The organism is Iodobacter fluviatilis, from assembly GCF_900451195.1.
In the GTDB taxonomy this organism is placed as follows: Bacteria; Pseudomonadota; Gammaproteobacteria; order Burkholderiales; family Chitinibacteraceae; genus Iodobacter; species Iodobacter fluviatilis.
Map to the genome: position 1 here is coordinate 1557397 of NZ_UGHR01000001.1, position 16101 is coordinate 1573497.

A 16101-nucleotide genomic window follows, 5' to 3' on the forward strand; every position below is an offset into this window, starting at 1 on the left:
AATTCATCGCTATTTATACGGCAAAGTCATCTATTCCCTTTCCCTTGCGCTGCTTATGCCCTAAAGTAGCGTTCAATCGAACGATCGTTCAAAAGTCATGGATCTAGCTGCCTTACCCGAAGCACTTAAAAGTCGCCTTACTAAATTAGGGCTGATGCGCCCCTTTGATCTGGTGCTGCACTTACCGCTGCGTTATGAAGACGAAACGCATCTTTACCCCATGGTGGATGCGCCGATGGGGCAATCTGTGTTGGTGGAGGGCACGGTGGAATCGTGCGAGGTGCAATATAAGCCGCGTAAGCAGCTGGTGGCACGGGTAAGCGATAGGGGTGGATCGCTGAATGTGCGCTTACTCAATTTTTATCCTAGCGTTGCCAAACAGCTGGCGGTGGGTAAAACGGTGCGCCTTTATGGCGAGATTCGGCGGGGCTTTTTGGGGGACGAGATGGTTCACCCCAAAATACGCGCAGCCAATGAGCAGAGCCTGAATGAAGCGTTAACGCCGATTTACCCGACCACGGCGGGATTGAATCAATTGCAGCTTGGCAAGCTGATTCGCCTCGCGCTCAAGCATTGCGATTTACGCGACACTTTGCCCGCAAGGGTAACGGATCCGCTGAACTTGCCGGATTTTGCCTCCAGCGTGCAGCTACTTCACTCTCCAACCCCAGATATCCCGAATATCTTGTTGACTGAGCGCACGCATCCCGCTTGGCAGCGCTTAAAGTTTGATGAGCTTTTAGCCCAGCAACTCAGCCTGCGCACCGCTCATGCTGCAAGGCGCGAGCGCACCGCTCCAGTGATTGCGCCTGAAGGTAAGCTGGCGGCGGGCTTGCTGGCCAGCCTGCCGTTTGCCTTAACCGGCGCGCAGCAAAAAGTTTTGCAAGAAATTACTCAGGATTTAAACCAGCCTCACCCTATGCAGCGCTTGTTGCAGGGCGACGTAGGATCGGGAAAGACCATTGTGGCGGCGCTGGCGGCTTGTCAGGCCATCGAAGCAGGGTATCAGGTGGCTTTAATGGCACCGACCGAGATTCTGGCTGAGCAACATTTTAATAAATTGTCCGCATGGTTTGCGCCGCTAGGCATCAAGGTAGCTTGGCTGGCGGGCTCCTTAGGAGCAAAAGCCAAGCGTAACGCTATTGAAGATGCCGCCTTGGGTACTGCGCCTTTGGTGGTGGGTACGCACGCTATTTTTCAGGCGAGTGTGACTTTTGCAAAATTAGGTCTGGCGATTGTTGATGAACAGCATCGCTTTGGTGTGGCACAAAGATTGGCTTTGCGTGAAAAAGGCGGCAGCCCGCATCAGTTGATGATGAGTGCGACCCCAATCCCGCGCACGCTGGCGATGAGCTACTACGCCGATCTGGATGTCAGTGTGATCGATGAGCTGCCCCCTGGCCGCACCCCGATTGTCACCAAGCTGGTCAGCGATGCGCGCCGTGATGAAATCATCCAGCGCATTGCCGCCAAGGTGGAAGAAGGCCGGCAGGTGTATTGGGTTTGCCCTTTGATTGAAGAGTCCGAAGCTTTGCAATTGCAAACGGCGGTCGATACCCATCAGCAGTTATCCGAAGAGCTGGAAGGCATGGTGGTGGGGCTCGTGCACGGGCGGATGAAAACCGCAGAAAAAGCCGAAGTGATGGCGGCTTTTTTAAGAAATGAAGTACAGGTGCTGGTCGCCACTACGGTGATCGAAGTCGGCGTGGATGTGCCTAATGCCAGCCTGATGGTGATCGAGCATGCAGAACGTATGGGTTTATCGCAGCTGCATCAGCTGCGCGGCCGGGTAGGGCGCGGTGCGCATGCTTCATTGTGCGTATTGCTTTACACCACACCGCTTGGCGAGCTGGCCAAGTCCCGCCTGCGGGTAATTTATGAAAATACCGACGGTTTTGAAATTGCCCGTCAGGATATGGAAATCCGCGGCCCCGGTGAGCTGGCGGGTGTGCGGCAATCGGGTGTGCCGATGTTGCGTTTTGCTGATCTGGAAAAAGACGCGGATTTGCTCGAAGAAGCACGGGCGGTGGCAGAAGACCTGCTGGCGCATCATATGCCAACAGCGTTGCTGCATTTGGATCGCTGGCTTCCGGGTAGGGAATTGCTGCTAAAGGTTTGATACCAGGGTGTTTTAATCATTTGAGCTCAATCAAACTTTATAGAGCATTGCAAGAGCTGGCTGATTAATGGTCGGGGGCTTTGTATTTTTACGGGGGTATAATTTATTTATATCGCATAAATGCGGGTCTTTTTCATCATGAGCGGCATCGGCGTAGTTTCCTCAGCTTCCAGTAACGCACTGAATTTGCTACGCGGGATAAGTGCTGCCGAGGCTAAAACGTCTGATTTAAATTCGTCTGATTCAAATACAAAATCCAAATCTGCTCAAACTGCCAGCAGTGGCAATACACTCAGCGAATCAGAGCTGGCCACTGTAGAAAGTATGGCTAAGCGTGACCGTGAAGTGCGCCAGCACGAGCAGGCTCATTTGGCGGTATCAGGAGGCCTGGCTACCAGTGGTGCATCGTATTCGATGGAAACGGGGCCAGATGGTAAGCAATATGCTATGGGCGGAGAGGTAAAAATTGATGTAGGCCCGGGCAATACCCCCGAAGAAACACTGAGTAAAGCCAGAATTATTCAGGCGGCTGCATTAGCCCCGGCCGATCCCAGCGGGGCAGATCGCGCTATTGCTGCAGCAGCCGCTGCAATGGCCCAAAACGCGCAGGCAGAAATTGCAAAGCGCAGCCCGACAGAGCAAAAACTGGCGGCTCATTACGGGCAGAATGAATATCCAAAAAGCGCTTTGGCAACCTCAGCATAATCTGGCTGCTGCAGAAGCCTAGTTGCCCAGTCTTTCGTACTGATTGCTTAATTTATCCATGACTTCAAGCAAACGCTCGCTGGTTGTAGCGATATTATTATCGGCCTCAGTATCGAGCCCGCTGAGTGCGTTTTCTAAAAAGACCCATTGCATCTGTGCTAAATCAAGCTGCTTGATGGTGGCGGGTGTGTTTTGTGATGAAGCACGTAAAGTGATTAAGCCTGCTGCAAATTCTTTCTGGGCCTGAGACTGTTGCAGCTTGAGCGCAGGGCTGGCATGCCAGCTTTGCATGCAGGCTGTTTTTGCCAAGCGCTGGCTGAGCATGCGTTGTCGCCCGGCGATGCGAATCAATTTGCCTTGTGGTTTACCCAGAGAGGTTTCTAGGCGCTTAGCCAATTCACCCGCATCGTATTGCATTCCTTCGGCAATATCATCGAGTTGCTTGGCTGTATCTGCTTTAGGCGGGGTTTGGGCCAGAGTGCGGAATGTTTGCCACTGCGTTTCTTGTTTTTTGACTGCGGCAATGCTTTCCGGCACGGTTGCACTTTCCAGTAAATTAGCAAGCTGAGTAGAAAATTGATTAATTGAACTGCTGATTTGTTGCTTGGCTACATCCGGATTAACCCCACGGCCTTGCTGGCAATAGGCTTTAACAATGCGCTGAGTCAGCATGCGCTGCCCACCAATGGTGTTGATTGCGGCAGCAGGTGAAAGCACGGTTGCTTCAGCAAAAAGGGGAAGAATAAGTAGGGGCAATAAAAAAAGGGCACGCATAAAAAATCTCTTAAAGTAAAAAATCATGCTTCTGTTTAGCATCTGGGCCAAAACAAGCAACCCCCGCCTGGATAAACCGAAGCAGGGGTTTAAATATTCAGCAGGAATAAAGCCGGATTTTAGCGTTATCCACAGCGTTGCAGTAGCAGGCAAATTACCCATTCAGCGCGTTTTAAAGGCTCTTTTTATGCGTGAATATTTGTTGTGAATAAATGGATCAGGTAAATTACTTACTGCTTAACACCCATTTTGCTAAATCTTTTGCTTCAGCATCACTCACGGCATTAGGAGGCATTGGCATTGTTCCCCATACGCCGCTACCACCTTTTTTAATTTTATCTGCTAATTTGCCTGCGGCACTGGCATCCCCTTTGTATTTTGCTGCAACATCTTTATAAGCAGGGCCAATGAGTTTTTTATCTAGGGTATGGCAGGCAAAGCAGTTTTTAGTTTTCGCTAAATCGGCCGGAGCAATGGCGTAAACACTGCTCGCGCTGAGCAGACAGAGTAATAACAGGGCTTTTTTCATTTCCGAGTCCTTCGTTACTTAAAGTGAAGAAAAATGCAGGTAGCATGCTTTCCCCGCTAGTTAAGCATAAGCGATGCTTTGCTATATTTGATTTAGATCATATGTATAGCAGGGAGTGATTTTGCATTCATAGAAAGACTGCTTCAAACTAGATGGCAATTGATTTTAAGGCTATTGCTTAATGAATTACTTCCCGCTTTTTTTAAATTTACATGATCAGCATTGCCTTGTTGTGGGAGGAGGGGATGTTGCCGCGCGCAAGATTCGTTTACTTGCTGCAGCGGGCGGAAAAATTACGGTTGTTGCTCCGCAGCTTTGTGAAGAGCTGGTGCAGGCCGTGCTTGATAACAAGCTGGTTTATTTAGCGGCCAGTTTTAATGAGTCGCAATTACAAAATACACGCCTCGTGATTGCAGCAACTAATAGCGAAGAAGTTAACCGCCATGTTTTTGAGGCCTGTGAAGCGCGCGGTATCTTGGTGAATGCAGTGGATGATCCTGGCAGCTGCCGGTTTATAACGCCAGCTATCGTGGATCGCTCGCCTTTGATGATTGCAATTTCCACATCAGGTGGCGTGCCTGTTTTAGCGCGGCAACTGCGTAGCCAGTTAGAAGCTTTGATTCCACATGGCTACGGTGATTTGGCACAAATGGCCAGCGACTTTCGTGAGGAAGTAAAACAAACACTGACGAGTGTGGACGCCCGTAAGCAATTTTGGGAAAAAACACTGGCAGGGCCGATTCCCGATATGGTGTTTGCGGGTCAGCATGCTGCGGCAAGGCAGGCATTCAGCGCCGCCATTAAGGCCGATGCCGATGCACCTGTGCAAGGTGCTGTGTATTTGGTGGGCTGTGGGCCTGGAAACCCTGATTTGCTCACTTTTCGTGCTCTGAGGCTCATGCAGCAGGCTGATGTGGTGCTCTACGATAATCTGGTGTCTGCCCCTATTTTAGAGATGGTTCGCCGCGATGCAGAGCGGGTATACGTGGGGAAAAAATCCAATAACCATGCTGTGCGGCAGGAAGAAATTAATCAGCTGTTGGTGCGCTATGCCCTGCAGGGCAAGAAAGTATTGCGGCTAAAAGGAGGGGATCCTTTTATTTTTGGCCGTGGCGGCGAAGAAATTGAAGAACTGGCTGGGGCTGGGGTCGCCTTTGAAGTGGTGCCAGGTATTACTTCGGCGGCAGGTGCTTCTTGCTATGCGGGTATTCCGCTGACTCACCGGGATTATGCACAATCGGTGACTTTTGTTACGGGGCATCGCCGTGATGGTGAAGTAGAGCTGGATTGGCCGCGCTTAGTCAGTCCGACAGAAACGGTGGTGGTGTATATGGGGGTGGCACAGGTAGAGAAAATTTGTGCCCAGCTAATAAAGCATGGCAGAAATCCGGACACCCCTGCAGCCATGGTCGAAAAAGCCACGCTTTCAAAACAGCGGGTCGTGGTGGGCACTTTAAGCAATCTGGCGCAAAAGGTGCTTGATCAGGGCATTAAGCCACCTGCACTAATTATTATTGGTGAAGTAGTGAGCTTGCACGATAAGCTGAAGTGGTTGGCTGATTAGCCGCTGAACACGCTGGGCGTAGATCGGAGCGTCCGGCTTAGAGTGATGAGCCGGACGGCAGGATTTAGCGCATATTTAAACAAAGTATTAAAACAATTTCCCATACCGGTCAATCTGGGTGAGGTACAGGCGCAAATCGAATTCCAGCTGGTGGTATTGCGGCTCCATATATTCGCATAATTTATAAAAAGCCTTGTCGTGCTCTTTTTCTTTTAAATGCGCCAGCTCGTGCACCACAATCATTTTTAAAAATTCAATGGGTACTTCTTTAAACATCGAAGCAATACGGATTTCGTGTTTGGATTTGAGTTTGCTGCCCTGAATGCGTGATATGGTCGTATGCAGGCCAAGTGCATGATTAATTACATGTATTTTGCTGTCGAAAGTGATTTTGCTCAGCGGTTCTGTTTTGCGCAGATAATCATTTTTAATATCGAGCACATAATCGTATAAGGCTTTATCCGTTTTAATAGCATGAGCCGCCGGGTATTTTTTTAAAATAACGCTGGCAAGCTGATTGTTATCAAGCAATTGCTGCACTTGCGATTGAATTGCAGCAGGGTATGCGGCTAAATATTTAAGCTGATTCATGGCTAGCCTAATGACTGACCGTTGCAATATGAATGCTGCGGCCATCAATATTGAGTTTTAAAAGCCAGTCTTGGCGCTTGTTTGTGCATATAGGAAGCGCGGTTTGTGCCGACCAGTGCAGCTGATCGTTACTAATTAAGCGATAGTTATTTGGCCCCATCTCCATGCCTTGCATTTGCCAGCTGGCGTGAACAACACTAGCTTTGCCTGTCAGTTGTAATTGCACGGGTTTATTAGCATTCAGCGGTGCCTGGCTTTTAATCCGATACGCTTGTTCTTCAAAATGAAAAACGCAGCCTTCGTTAAAAACAGGGCAATTTAGGCGTGCTTCGGGCTCATTATTGGGCGTAAACCAGGCAAATTTATTGCCCATGATGGCCAGTGCCAGCCCCAATACAATGAGCACCGTCCCGATTAATTTGATTGCTTTCATTGTTTAAATCCAGGCGGCACGCATTAAGGCCACGCCGTGTGCGCCATGTTGTTGGGCAAGGGCTAAGTCCTGGGGTTTCATGCCACCTAGGGCATAGACAGGAAGTGGCCAGCCCTGCTGAATAAGGGCGTCAAAGCCTTCCCAGCCAAGTGGTGCCGTATCCGGGTGTGAGGGCGTAGGGCTGATATGGCCGAGTAAGGCGTAATCCAGTGAGAGTGCGCTGGCGGCACTTAATTCGGCCGCATTGTGGGTAGATGCGCCTACCCAGTCGAGTGCAGGGCGTTTTTCAAGTTTCAGCAGACTGCGCGCGGGTAAATGTACGCCATCTGCCCCAATGGCAATGGCCAGCTCGCTGGCATCATGCAGCATTAAGCGGGTTTGCTGGCCTTTGCAAATGGCCAGTACTTTTTCAGCAAGCTGGCGGTATTGATCCGCATTGAGTTGGGGTTCGCGCAAAATAAGCCAGCGCGGTTTGTTTTTTTCCAGCGCGGCTAAAAAAGCGGTTTCGCCTAGCTCGGCCATATTAGAAATAGCCATTTCATCAGGTAGGGCCAGTCCCCTTAAAATGGGGCCGTTGGCAGGCAAAATGGGTGAAACATTCAGTTGCCCCGGTACCTGCCATGCAAATTCCTGGCCTTCATGTGCAGTGATCTTGCCTTCCCAGCCGCTGATGCGAAAAAAAGACAGCCGTACGCTGGCGTGTGGATAGTCAAAGGTTTGGACTATCCACGGTGTTGCCGCCGTAACCGAAATCCCCATTTCCTCGACTAATTCGCGTTTCAGAGCATCCAGCTCGCTCTCGCCGTTTTCAAGCTTGCCCCCGGGAAATTCCCAGTAACCCGCGTAGGGTTTGCCAGCCGGGCGGCTGCCGAGCAGAAACGAGCCATCGGCACGCAATAAAATGCCAGCTGCTACATGAGTAATTTTGCGCATAAATTTTTTACGGGGAGCTTGGACCGGCGCATTTTACAGCAAGACTCCATGGTTTCCTGCTTTGGCGTAAATACTACGGAGGATCTGCCAGAAAAGGAGGTGTTGCTAAAGGGTAGGTCCTGTTTGTCAGTAATTCATGGGATTGGCTGTAAGAAAAATGCCTGTATTATGTCGTCGCTTTGTCTGATGAATTGCAAAGTCAATAAGATACAGGGCGTGGAAGCAACTACGCTATCAGCAGCCTCTTTGTGTAAAGGTTTTAAAAATGGCCCCTGAACAAGCCAGTAAAACGATTAATGATCTGCTTCGCATGATGTTGCAGCATAAAGCATCAGATCTTTTTATTGCCGATGATTTTCCGCCTGCGATGAAAATCAATGGCAGGTTAACGCCTGTTGGAAACCAAAAGTTAAATGGTGTGATTTCCAAAGCATTAGCCTACTCAATTATGCGCCCCGATCAGGTGGAGGAATTTGAGCGCGATTATGAGTGCAATTTTGCAATCAACCCTGAAGGCATAGGCCGCTTTCGGGTCAATGTATTTATGCAGCAAGAAAAAGTTGGCATGGTATTACGGGTAATTACCAGCAAAATTCCTGATTTTGATGAATTAAAATTGCCGCCAATTTTGAAAGACGTGGTGCTGGCTAAGCGTGGGCTGGTGCTGCTGGTGGGCGGGACGGGATCAGGTAAATCGACCACGATGGCGGCCATGATTGATTACAGAAATCAAAACACTCATGGCCATATCATTACGATTGAAGATCCGATTGAATATGTGCATAAAAGTAAAAACTGCTTAGTCACACACCGGGAAGTAGGGCGGGATACCAAACATTGGTTTGCTGCACTGAAAAACACCTTAAGACAAGCGCCGGATGTGATTTTGATTGGCGAAATTCGCGACCGGGATACCATGGAGTACGCGCTGTCTTTTGCTGAAACTGGGCATTTATGTATGGGTACTTTACATGCCAATAGTGCAAATCAGGCATTAGAGCGCATTGTAAATTTCTTCCCAGAAGAGCGTCATCCGCAAATATATATGGATTTATCTTTAAATATGCGGGGCATGATTTCCCAGCGCTTAATACCTACTCCGGATGGCAAAGGGCGGGTGGCTGCAATTGAAGTTTTGCTTAATTCACCTTTGGTAGCCGATATGATTTTTAAAGGCGACGTGGGTGGGGTAAAAACAGCAATGCTTAAATCCGAAGAATTAGGCATGCAAACTTTTGATTCGGCGTTGTTTCATTTATATGAGGATGGCCGGATCAGCCTTGAAGAAGCGCTTAAAAATGCAGACTCAATTAATGAATTGCGTTTGCGGGTTAAATTAAAGAGTAAAGACAGCAAAGATGTCTCTCACGATGAGCTGGGGCATTTAAGCCTAGTTGCCGAGGCAGAGCCGGAAGAGGAAGAAGGCAAGGCTGAGTAAAGTATCATTTCGGGGTGACTTTTTGCCACCCCGAAATGATGGTGCTTATATTTCCAGCGTTCCCTGGATTCCTGAATCTTTAATCACCCTGACATTAACGGCGCTGTCTGCAAATTGCAGCGATAGTGCTTCGCCGTGGCTGAGCGGTGCACCATGGCGCACAATTTGGCCATCCGGGCGGCTGACCAGCGCATAACCCCTTGCCAGTACCGATTGGGGATTCCATGGCTCAAGCCGGGCGGTCAGCATGGCCAGTTTTTGCCTGCGCTGCTCAATAAACCTCGGCATGGCTTGTAAAAGCTGGCGGGACAAACGTTGCAGCTGCGCTTGCTGGTGCTCAGTTTGGGGCTTGAGATGATTTAGATTCAGAGAGAGTTGTTTCAGGCGGTAATTGTTTTTTTCCAGTGTACGCACCGGTAGTAAATGTAAGCGCTGGCTGAGCGCTTGCAAGTGGCTTTTTTGCTGGCGCAAACGTTCACCCGGGTGCTGTAAACGACGAGACAGGGCATCTGTATGCTGCATTTTACTATGCAGCAGCCGCTCCATTGATCTGTGCAGCAGGCCTTGCTGGCGGGCGAGCCTTGCCAGCCATTCACTGCGGTTGGGGCTGACTAATTCGGCGGCAGCCGTGGGGGTTGCGGCGCGTACGTCTGCAACAAAATCGGCGATACTGAAGTCTGTTTCATGCCCTACACCACTGACAACAGGAATATCGCAGGCCGCAATGGCACGGGCAACGATTTCTTCATTAAATGACCATAAGTCTTCCAAGCTGCCACCACCACGGCACACAATCAGCACATCCACTTCTTTTCGCTCGTTTGCTTTGTGAATGGCGCTGGCTATTTGCGACGCAGCATCCAGCCCCTGCACGGGGCTTGGGTAAAGGATAATCGGCAGGCTGGGCATGCGGCGTTTAAGTGCTGCGATGACGTCTGAAAGTGCTGCCGCTGCAGGTGATGTGACAATACCAATGCCACGGGGAAATACAGGCAGTGCTTTTTTGCGTGAACTTGCAAATAAGCCTTCACTTTCGAGCTTTTGCTTGAGTTTTTCGTAGGCCGCAAAAAGTGCGCCAAGGCCTGCTGGCCGGAGGGCTTCGATGGTGAGCTGAAAATCACCCCGGGCTTCGTATAAAGAAACCAGCGCACGGGCTTCGACCTGCATGCCTTCACGAGGCTGAAAATCAATTAAGGCGGCCCGGTTTCTAAACATCACGCACCTTACTTGAGCATTTGCATCTTTTAGACTGAAGTAGCAATGGCCGGAGTCATATCGCTTAAAATTTGAAATTTCTCCCGCTACCCACAACAAAGGAAAACCATTTTCCAGCAGCGTTTTGGCGCGGCGGTTGAGTTCTGCGACGGTTAAAATGACGTTATTTGTACTTGACAAATTCATGACAATCTCGATTTGGCTCTGTTTAATCCACAAAATGGCTCAAACTAACGATCTGCGTCAGATAGTGAGAGTTGTAGTAGAGGTGTTTATCTTAACTTGTTGATTTTATGGTGTATTAATGAATCATTGTACAGCTGGTTTAGTCGAGTTCATTGCTGTTATTGGCGGTGATTACGCTTATTTTGGTGTTTTGTGCACAAAGTTATCCACAGTGTATTGACAAATAAAAAACCATTTCAGATCACGGGCTTAGCTTATGTTTTTGTATGTTTGCAGTCTGCTGTTAAAATGCAGCGCTTATTGTTTTGGCCGCTAGGCTTTAATGATCGTTTTGTAAGCTTATATAAGGTCTATTTAGTAGATTTGGGCCTTTTTTTATTTGCCAACCGAGGTTGCTCATTTTGATACCGGCTGAGGAAAATGTTTGCACTTGAGTGCGGCGCTTCCCCCGGCCCGTGATTACCGTTAAAGTGACGCGCTTCTAATCGCTTCTCAGGATTAAACTATTATGCTTGCTATTATTGAAGCGGCCGGCTGGCCGATCTGGCTGATTATTGCCGCTTCTATTGCTACCGTCACCATCATCATTGAGCGCATGTTAACACTGCGCCAAAGTCAGATTTTACCAAAAGGCTTGTTGGCGAGTGTTGTACAAGAGTATCGCAGCCGCGGTGTGAGTGCAGAAATGCTGGCCAAGCTCTCAAGCTCCAGCCCGTTAGGACGGGTGTTGTCTGCCGGTCTTAAAAATGTGCGCAGCTCGCGTGAAATTATGAAAGAGTCCATTGAAGAAGTGGGTAGCTCGGTTTCACACGAACTGGAGCGTTATTTGCCTATGCTGGGGACTTTGGCTGCTGTAACGCCCTTGCTGGGACTCTTCGGTACGGTGATCGGCATGATCGAAATCTTTGGCTCGCAAGCGCCTACAGGAGCTGCTAATCCTGCTGCTCTGGCGCATGGTATTTCCGTTGCGCTTTACAATACCGCTTTCGGGATTATGGTGGCTGTACCTGCATTGATTTTCTACCGCTTCTTCCGCACTAAGGTTGACAGTTACTTGGTTGAAATGGAACAGCAGGCTGTGAAGCTGGTTGAAATTGTGCACGGCGATCGAAACTAAGGGCATGCCATGAATTTTCGTAAAGGCCGCAATCGCGAAGAACCAGAAATTAACTTTGTACCGTTGATTGATGTGTTGCTGGTTATCCTGATTTTTTTGATGGCCACCACAACGTATTCCAAGTTCGCCGAGCTGAAAATCACTTTACCCACCGCAGATGCTGAAAAAACGGCAGAGAATCAGCCTAAAACGATCAATGTGGCGATTTCAGCAAATGGCCAGTACAGCGTGAATGGCAATGCGGCAACATTTAGCACGGCCGATGATTTTGCTATGCTCTTGCGCCGTGCCGCTGGAGAAACGCAGGATCCCATGATTATCATTAATGCAGATGCGCAAAGTGCGCATCAGAGTGTGGTGAATGTCATGGAAGCTGCGCGATTGGCGGGCTATGGCAAGCTGACGTTTGCTACTCAGACGAATGCTAAATAAGGATCGCGTTTTTAAGCTGGGGTGCTTATGTTAATTGACCGGATTTGGTATACATCCCGGCACCCCTTGTCTTATTTGCTCCGACCATTGGCCTGGATTTTTGCGGGCTTGGGCACGCTTAGGCGTGCTTTGTTTCGTGTGGGATTTAAGCAGAGTATCCGCTTGCCTGTACCCGTGATTGTCGTTGGCAACATTACGGCTGGCGGCACAGGTAAAACACCGCTTACGCTTTACTTGGCCAAGCAATTGCAATTACTAGGCTATCGCCCTGGTATCGTGTCGCGCGGTTATGGTGGCAAAGCGCAGCAGCCGCTTTGTGTATCGGGTGACAGTGATCCGCTTATTTGCGGTGACGAGCCTGTTCTGCTGGCCAGGTCAGGTGTGCCTGTGTTTGTGTTTAGTGATCGCGCAGCAGCAGGTCAGGCTTTGCTGTCGGCCTGTCCTGATGTGGATGTTTTACTGTGTGATGATGGCTTGCAGCATTATCGCTTGCAGCGCGATATTGAGCTCTGCGTGGTTGATGGTGAGCGTGGCTTTGGTAATGGCGCTTTAATCCCAGCAGGACCTTTACGCGAGCCTGCTTCTAGGCTGAAAAAGCTTGATGCAGTGATTGTAAATGGTCAGCATGATTCGATCAGTCATCCTTGTTTGTTTCAAATGTCTTTGCAGCCTGGCGAGTTTTATTCACCTGTGAATGCGCCGCGGCATGCATGGCAAGGTTTGCGGGTGGCCGCTGTCTGTGGTATTGGTAACCCCTTGCGGTTTTTTAATACGTTGAGGACCTTAGGCTTGGTTTTTAGCGAGCATGCTTTTGCCGATCACCATGCGTTTGTTGCAGCAGACTTGCCGGATGCGGACATTATTCTGGTGACTGAAAAAGATGCGGTAAAGCTGGCTGTGCTTGCGGATGTTAGAATATGGGTCTTGCCCGTGATTGCGGAGCTGACGCCAGATTTAGCGTGCTGGCTCGGTGCTGAAATAGCGCGGCTTAAGCATCGATGATGAATATTAATGAGTGAGAAAATAATGGACGCAAAGTTACTGGAAATTCTTGTTTGCCCGGTTTGCAAAGGCCCGCTGGCTTATGAGAAAAGCGCTCAGGAGCTGATCTGTAAAGCCGATCGCCTCGCTTTTGCCATTAAAGATGGCATTCCTGTGATGTTGCAGGCAGAAGCGCGTGAGTTGGAAGCCACGGAAGAAGTTCGGTGAGTTTTGTAGCCCTTATTCCTGCGCGGCTTAAATCCACCCGCTTGCCTGATAAGCCTCTGGCTGATATTGGTGGTAAACCCATGATTGTGCGGGTGATTGAGCAGGCGCTTAAATCCTCTGCACGGCTGGTGTGTGTGGCTACTGATGATGAGCAGATCAAGGCCGCTGTTGAAGCCGCTGGTTATACCGCTATTTTAACGCGCAGCGATCACCCCAGCGGGACGGATCGCCTCGCTGAAGCGATTGAGCATTTGGGCTTGGCCGATGATGCGGTCGTTGTGAATGTGCAGGGCGATGAACCACTGATCGATCCATTACTGATCGATGCGGTTGCCGCTAAATTAATTGCAGATCGCAGCCTTGCGATGTCTACGGCCTGCCATGCAATAAGCGACAGAGCCGATTTTTTAAATTCAAATGTTGTGAAAGTTGTATTAGATGCAAAACAGCGTGCGATGTATTTCAGCCGTGCCGCCATCCCTTGGCCGCGTGATGCATTTATGCATGATCAGGCTGTTTTGCCCGCTGAACTTACACCATTACGCCATATCGGTATTTATGGCTATCGGGCAGAGTTTCTACGTACTTACCAAAAACTGTCGCCATCTTGCATCGAATCTATCGAAGCGCTGGAACAACTGCGTGTGCTGTGGCATGGTTATAGCATTGGTGTGCACATTTCGGCTGATGCCCCGCTTGCGGGTGTCGATACTCCCGAAGATCTGGCGCGTGTACGTGATGCTTTTGCCCGTTTATCTAAAATCTAAAAAACATTAACCACTAGGGAAAAATAATGAGATTAATTCTTCTGGGTGCACCAGGCGCCGGTAAGGGTACGCAAGCAACTTACATCAAAGAAAAATACAATATTCCGCAAATCTCGACCGGTGATATGCTGCGCGCAGCTGTAAAAGCTGGCACGCCACTGGGTTTGGAAGCGAAATCCATTATGGATGCGGGTGGTTTGGTACGTGATGACATCATTATTGGCCTAGTGAAAGAGCGCATTACAGATGCAGATTGTGCCAATGGCTTTTTGTTTGATGGTTTTCCGCGCACAGTACCGCAAGCTGACGCAATGAAGGAAGCCGGTGTGATCATTGATTACGTGGTAGAAATTGATGTGCCAGATGAAGCGATTGTTGATCGTATGGCTGGCCGCCGTGTGCACGTGGCATCCGGGCGTACTTACCATGTGAAATTTAACCCGCCTAAGGTTGAAGGTGTGGATGATGTAACGGGCGAGGCTTTGATTCAGCGCGCTGATGATGAAGAAGAAACCGTTAAAAAGCGCTTGTCGGTTTACCATGAACAAACTGAAGTGTTAGTGGGTTACTACGGTGAAATGGCTGCCAGTGGTGATGCAACTGCGCCTAAATATGTAAAAGTAAATGGTGTGGGCCAAGTTGAAGCTATTCGCGACCAGCTTTTTGCTGCGCTGGGTGGCTGATTCAGTATAAGCCTGCCGCCTTATGCTTTAAGGCGGGCAAAAAAAAGCCGCGAAAAAATTCGCGGCTTTTTTTACGTCTGGAAAAATTACACGCCTAAATCTTCAACCCATTTCAGTGCTTGCACATGCGAGCGGTTTAGCATGTCTGGCGTGAGCTGGAGTTGCTCGCACAAGAAAGGAACTTCTGTCATGTTCGGGTCTTCACAGGCCTCGGCAAGTGCCAGAAATGGCCCGTAAATCCCTGTTCTGGTCATGAGCGCATCGGTGACATTTTCCGGCAGAATCAATGTTTCAAGGATTCTTTCCATCGGCATATCAAGCAGTACATCGAGCAGAGAGAATACACCAACAATAAATAAATTATCTCGGTCCTGCCCGTCAAGTAAATGAGCACCAAGCAATTCAACTAAGCGGCCACGTGTAATTGCGGTTTTAAGCAGTGCAGGGGGCGAGCCATTATCTGCACCTGCTGTAACTAACAGCAGGGTCAGCCAGCGATACAGCTTTTGATAGCCCAAAATAGTCACTGCATGGCGGAAAGACTGAATCTCACACGACAGGCCAAATCCGACTGAATTAATATAGCGCAGCAATTTAAACGACAAAGCCACATCGCGTTTAAGCGCGTTTTCAATGTCTTTTAATTCTGCATTATTGCGCAGCATATTTAATAAATTAAGGATATTGGCATAACTTGGGTTAATGACTTTGGCAGCAAGTGTTTCAGGGTGAGCAAAGTAATAACCTTGGAAGCATTCAAAGCCTAATTCCATGCATTGCTTGAATTCTTCTTTTGTTTCTACTTTTTCAGCAACTTGCAGTGCTTTTGAGCAGCGCAATTCTTTAGACAGCGCTGGCACTTGCGACATGCCTAAAAGCTGAATATCCAGTTTGATGTAATCGGCAAATTCTAAAAACGGTGCAGTTTGCGGGGTAAGTACAAAATCATCCAGCGCAATTGAAAAACCCAGCTCTTTAAGGTTTTGTAAACGGGCGAGCAATTGCGGAGTGGCTTCGGTTGTTTCAACAACTTCTAAAATCACGCGTTCAGGATGAAGTAATTCAAGGAAATTACTTTCAAGCATTGATTCAGCAACGTTAATAAAAGCAAGCTTATTACCAACCAGCCAATCCGTACCCATATTACTGAGTGTGTTGACCAGAACATTGGTGCCAGCCTGCATATCGCTGGAGAAGTTAGCGGTAACCGCTTCTTGATTAAGCCGAAACAGCAGCTCATAGCCAATAATTTCTTGCTGGCGGTTGAGGATGGGTTGCCTGCCGATAAATGCGTGGTCTTGCGTCATATTTTTGAAACACCCTGTGCGCGATGCCGGGCTGGCATTCGCATCGGAAAATAATATCAGTTTGCACCCGAGATATGAGCATACCCCGGGTATTTACTT

16 protein-coding genes and 1 pseudogene are annotated in these 16101 nt (G+C 49.0%); 10 read left to right on the plus strand and 7 right to left on the minus strand.

Going from position 1 to position 16101, the window contains the following annotated elements; translation table 11 throughout:
- Positions 1 to 67: 67 nt before the first annotated feature.
- Positions 68 to 2119: pseudogene (gene recG, locus DYD62_RS07080) on the plus strand (ATP-dependent DNA helicase RecG); the annotation flags it as partial.
- A 138-nt stretch (positions 2120 to 2257) separates the two neighbouring features.
- A complete protein-coding gene (locus DYD62_RS07085) occupies positions 2258 to 2824 on the plus strand; it encodes a putative metalloprotease CJM1_0395 family protein (protein WP_115226694.1) in 567 nt (188 codons plus the stop codon).
- Positions 2825 to 2842: 18 nt separating this feature from the next.
- Here the strand turns inward: DYD62_RS07085 and DYD62_RS07090 are convergent, their stop codons facing one another.
- Positions 2843 to 3598 carry a type IV pili methyl-accepting chemotaxis transducer N-terminal domain-containing protein gene (locus DYD62_RS07090; protein ID WP_165928685.1) on the minus strand — a complete coding sequence of 252 codons (756 nt, stop codon included), beginning with the start codon at positions 3596 to 3598 and terminating at the stop codon, positions 2843 to 2845.
- A gap of 226 nt (positions 3599 to 3824) precedes the next feature.
- Positions 3825 to 4127 carry a c-type cytochrome gene (locus DYD62_RS07095; RefSeq protein WP_115226696.1) on the minus strand — a complete coding sequence of 101 codons (303 nt, stop codon included), beginning with the start codon at positions 4125 to 4127 and terminating at the stop codon, positions 3825 to 3827.
- Positions 4128 to 4308: 181 nt separating this feature from the next.
- Here DYD62_RS07095 and cysG point away from each other — a divergent pair, with 181 nt between their 5' ends.
- Positions 4309 to 5691 carry a siroheme synthase CysG gene (gene cysG / locus DYD62_RS07100; protein ID WP_115226697.1) on the plus strand — a complete coding sequence of 461 codons (1383 nt, stop codon included), beginning with the start codon at positions 4309 to 4311 and terminating at the stop codon, positions 5689 to 5691.
- Between the two features lie 87 nt (positions 5692 to 5778).
- Here cysG and DYD62_RS07105 read toward each other — a convergent pair whose 3' ends face one another.
- Genes DYD62_RS07105 through DYD62_RS07115 form a run of 3 tightly spaced genes read right to left on the minus strand, consistent with a single transcriptional unit; the run spans position 5779 to position 7648 of the window.
- Positions 5779 to 6282, minus strand: coding sequence for a YgjP-like metallopeptidase domain-containing protein (locus DYD62_RS07105; RefSeq protein WP_115226698.1), 504 nt, complete (start codon positions 6280 to 6282; stop codon positions 5779 to 5781).
- Between the two features lie 7 nt (positions 6283 to 6289).
- A complete protein-coding gene (locus DYD62_RS07110; RefSeq protein WP_115226699.1) occupies positions 6290 to 6715 on the minus strand; it encodes a hypothetical protein in 426 nt (141 codons plus the stop codon).
- A 3-nt stretch (positions 6716 to 6718) separates the two neighbouring features.
- Positions 6719 to 7648, minus strand: coding sequence for a Nudix family hydrolase (locus DYD62_RS07115; RefSeq protein WP_115226700.1), 930 nt, complete (start codon positions 7646 to 7648; stop codon positions 6719 to 6721).
- 265 nt (positions 7649 to 7913) lie between these two features.
- On the opposite strand from DYD62_RS07115, the gene DYD62_RS07125 reads away from it, so the two are divergent.
- Complete coding sequence (locus tag DYD62_RS07125; protein ID WP_115226702.1) at positions 7914 to 9086, plus strand: PilT/PilU family type 4a pilus ATPase; 1173 nt, start codon at positions 7914 to 7916, stop codon at positions 9084 to 9086.
- Positions 9087 to 9131: 45 nt separating this feature from the next.
- Here DYD62_RS07125 and xseA read toward each other — a convergent pair whose 3' ends face one another.
- Entirely contained in the window at positions 9132 to 10487 is a 1356-nt protein-coding gene (gene xseA / locus DYD62_RS07130; protein ID WP_115226703.1) for an exodeoxyribonuclease VII large subunit, read from the minus strand.
- Positions 10488 to 10995: 508 nt separating this feature from the next.
- On the opposite strand from xseA, the gene DYD62_RS07140 reads away from it, so the two are divergent.
- Genes DYD62_RS07140 through adk form a run of 6 tightly spaced genes read left to right on the plus strand, consistent with a single transcriptional unit; the run spans position 10996 to position 14695 of the window.
- Complete coding sequence (locus tag DYD62_RS07140) at positions 10996 to 11604, plus strand: MotA/TolQ/ExbB proton channel family protein (protein WP_115226705.1); 609 nt, start codon at positions 10996 to 10998, stop codon at positions 11602 to 11604.
- 9 nt (positions 11605 to 11613) lie between these two features.
- Entirely contained in the window at positions 11614 to 12036 is a 423-nt protein-coding gene (locus tag DYD62_RS07145) for an ExbD/TolR family protein (RefSeq protein ID WP_099399441.1), read from the plus strand.
- A gap of 27 nt (positions 12037 to 12063) precedes the next feature.
- A complete protein-coding gene (lpxK, locus tag DYD62_RS07150) occupies positions 12064 to 13038 on the plus strand; it encodes a tetraacyldisaccharide 4'-kinase (protein WP_115226706.1) in 975 nt (324 codons plus the stop codon).
- A gap of 24 nt (positions 13039 to 13062) precedes the next feature.
- A complete protein-coding gene (locus DYD62_RS07155) occupies positions 13063 to 13245 on the plus strand; it encodes a Trm112 family protein (RefSeq protein WP_115226707.1) in 183 nt (60 codons plus the stop codon).
- The gene (kdsB, locus tag DYD62_RS07160; protein WP_115226708.1) at positions 13242 to 14012 is read left to right on the plus strand and encodes a 3-deoxy-manno-octulosonate cytidylyltransferase; all 771 of its coding nucleotides are present in this window, start codon (positions 13242 to 13244) and stop codon (positions 14010 to 14012) included. Before DYD62_RS07155 ends, kdsB begins: the two co-directional genes overlap by 4 nt.
- A 26-nt stretch (positions 14013 to 14038) precedes the next feature.
- Complete coding sequence (gene adk / locus DYD62_RS07165; protein ID WP_115226709.1) at positions 14039 to 14695, plus strand: adenylate kinase; 657 nt, start codon at positions 14039 to 14041, stop codon at positions 14693 to 14695.
- An 86-nt stretch (positions 14696 to 14781) separates the two neighbouring features.
- On the opposite strand, the gene DYD62_RS07170 is transcribed toward adk, so the two are convergent.
- Positions 14782 to 16002 (minus strand): EAL and HDOD domain-containing protein, encoded by a 1221-nt coding sequence (locus DYD62_RS07170; RefSeq protein WP_115226710.1) that lies wholly within the window; start codon positions 16000 to 16002, stop codon positions 14782 to 14784.
- Positions 16003 to 16101 lie beyond the last annotated feature (99 nt).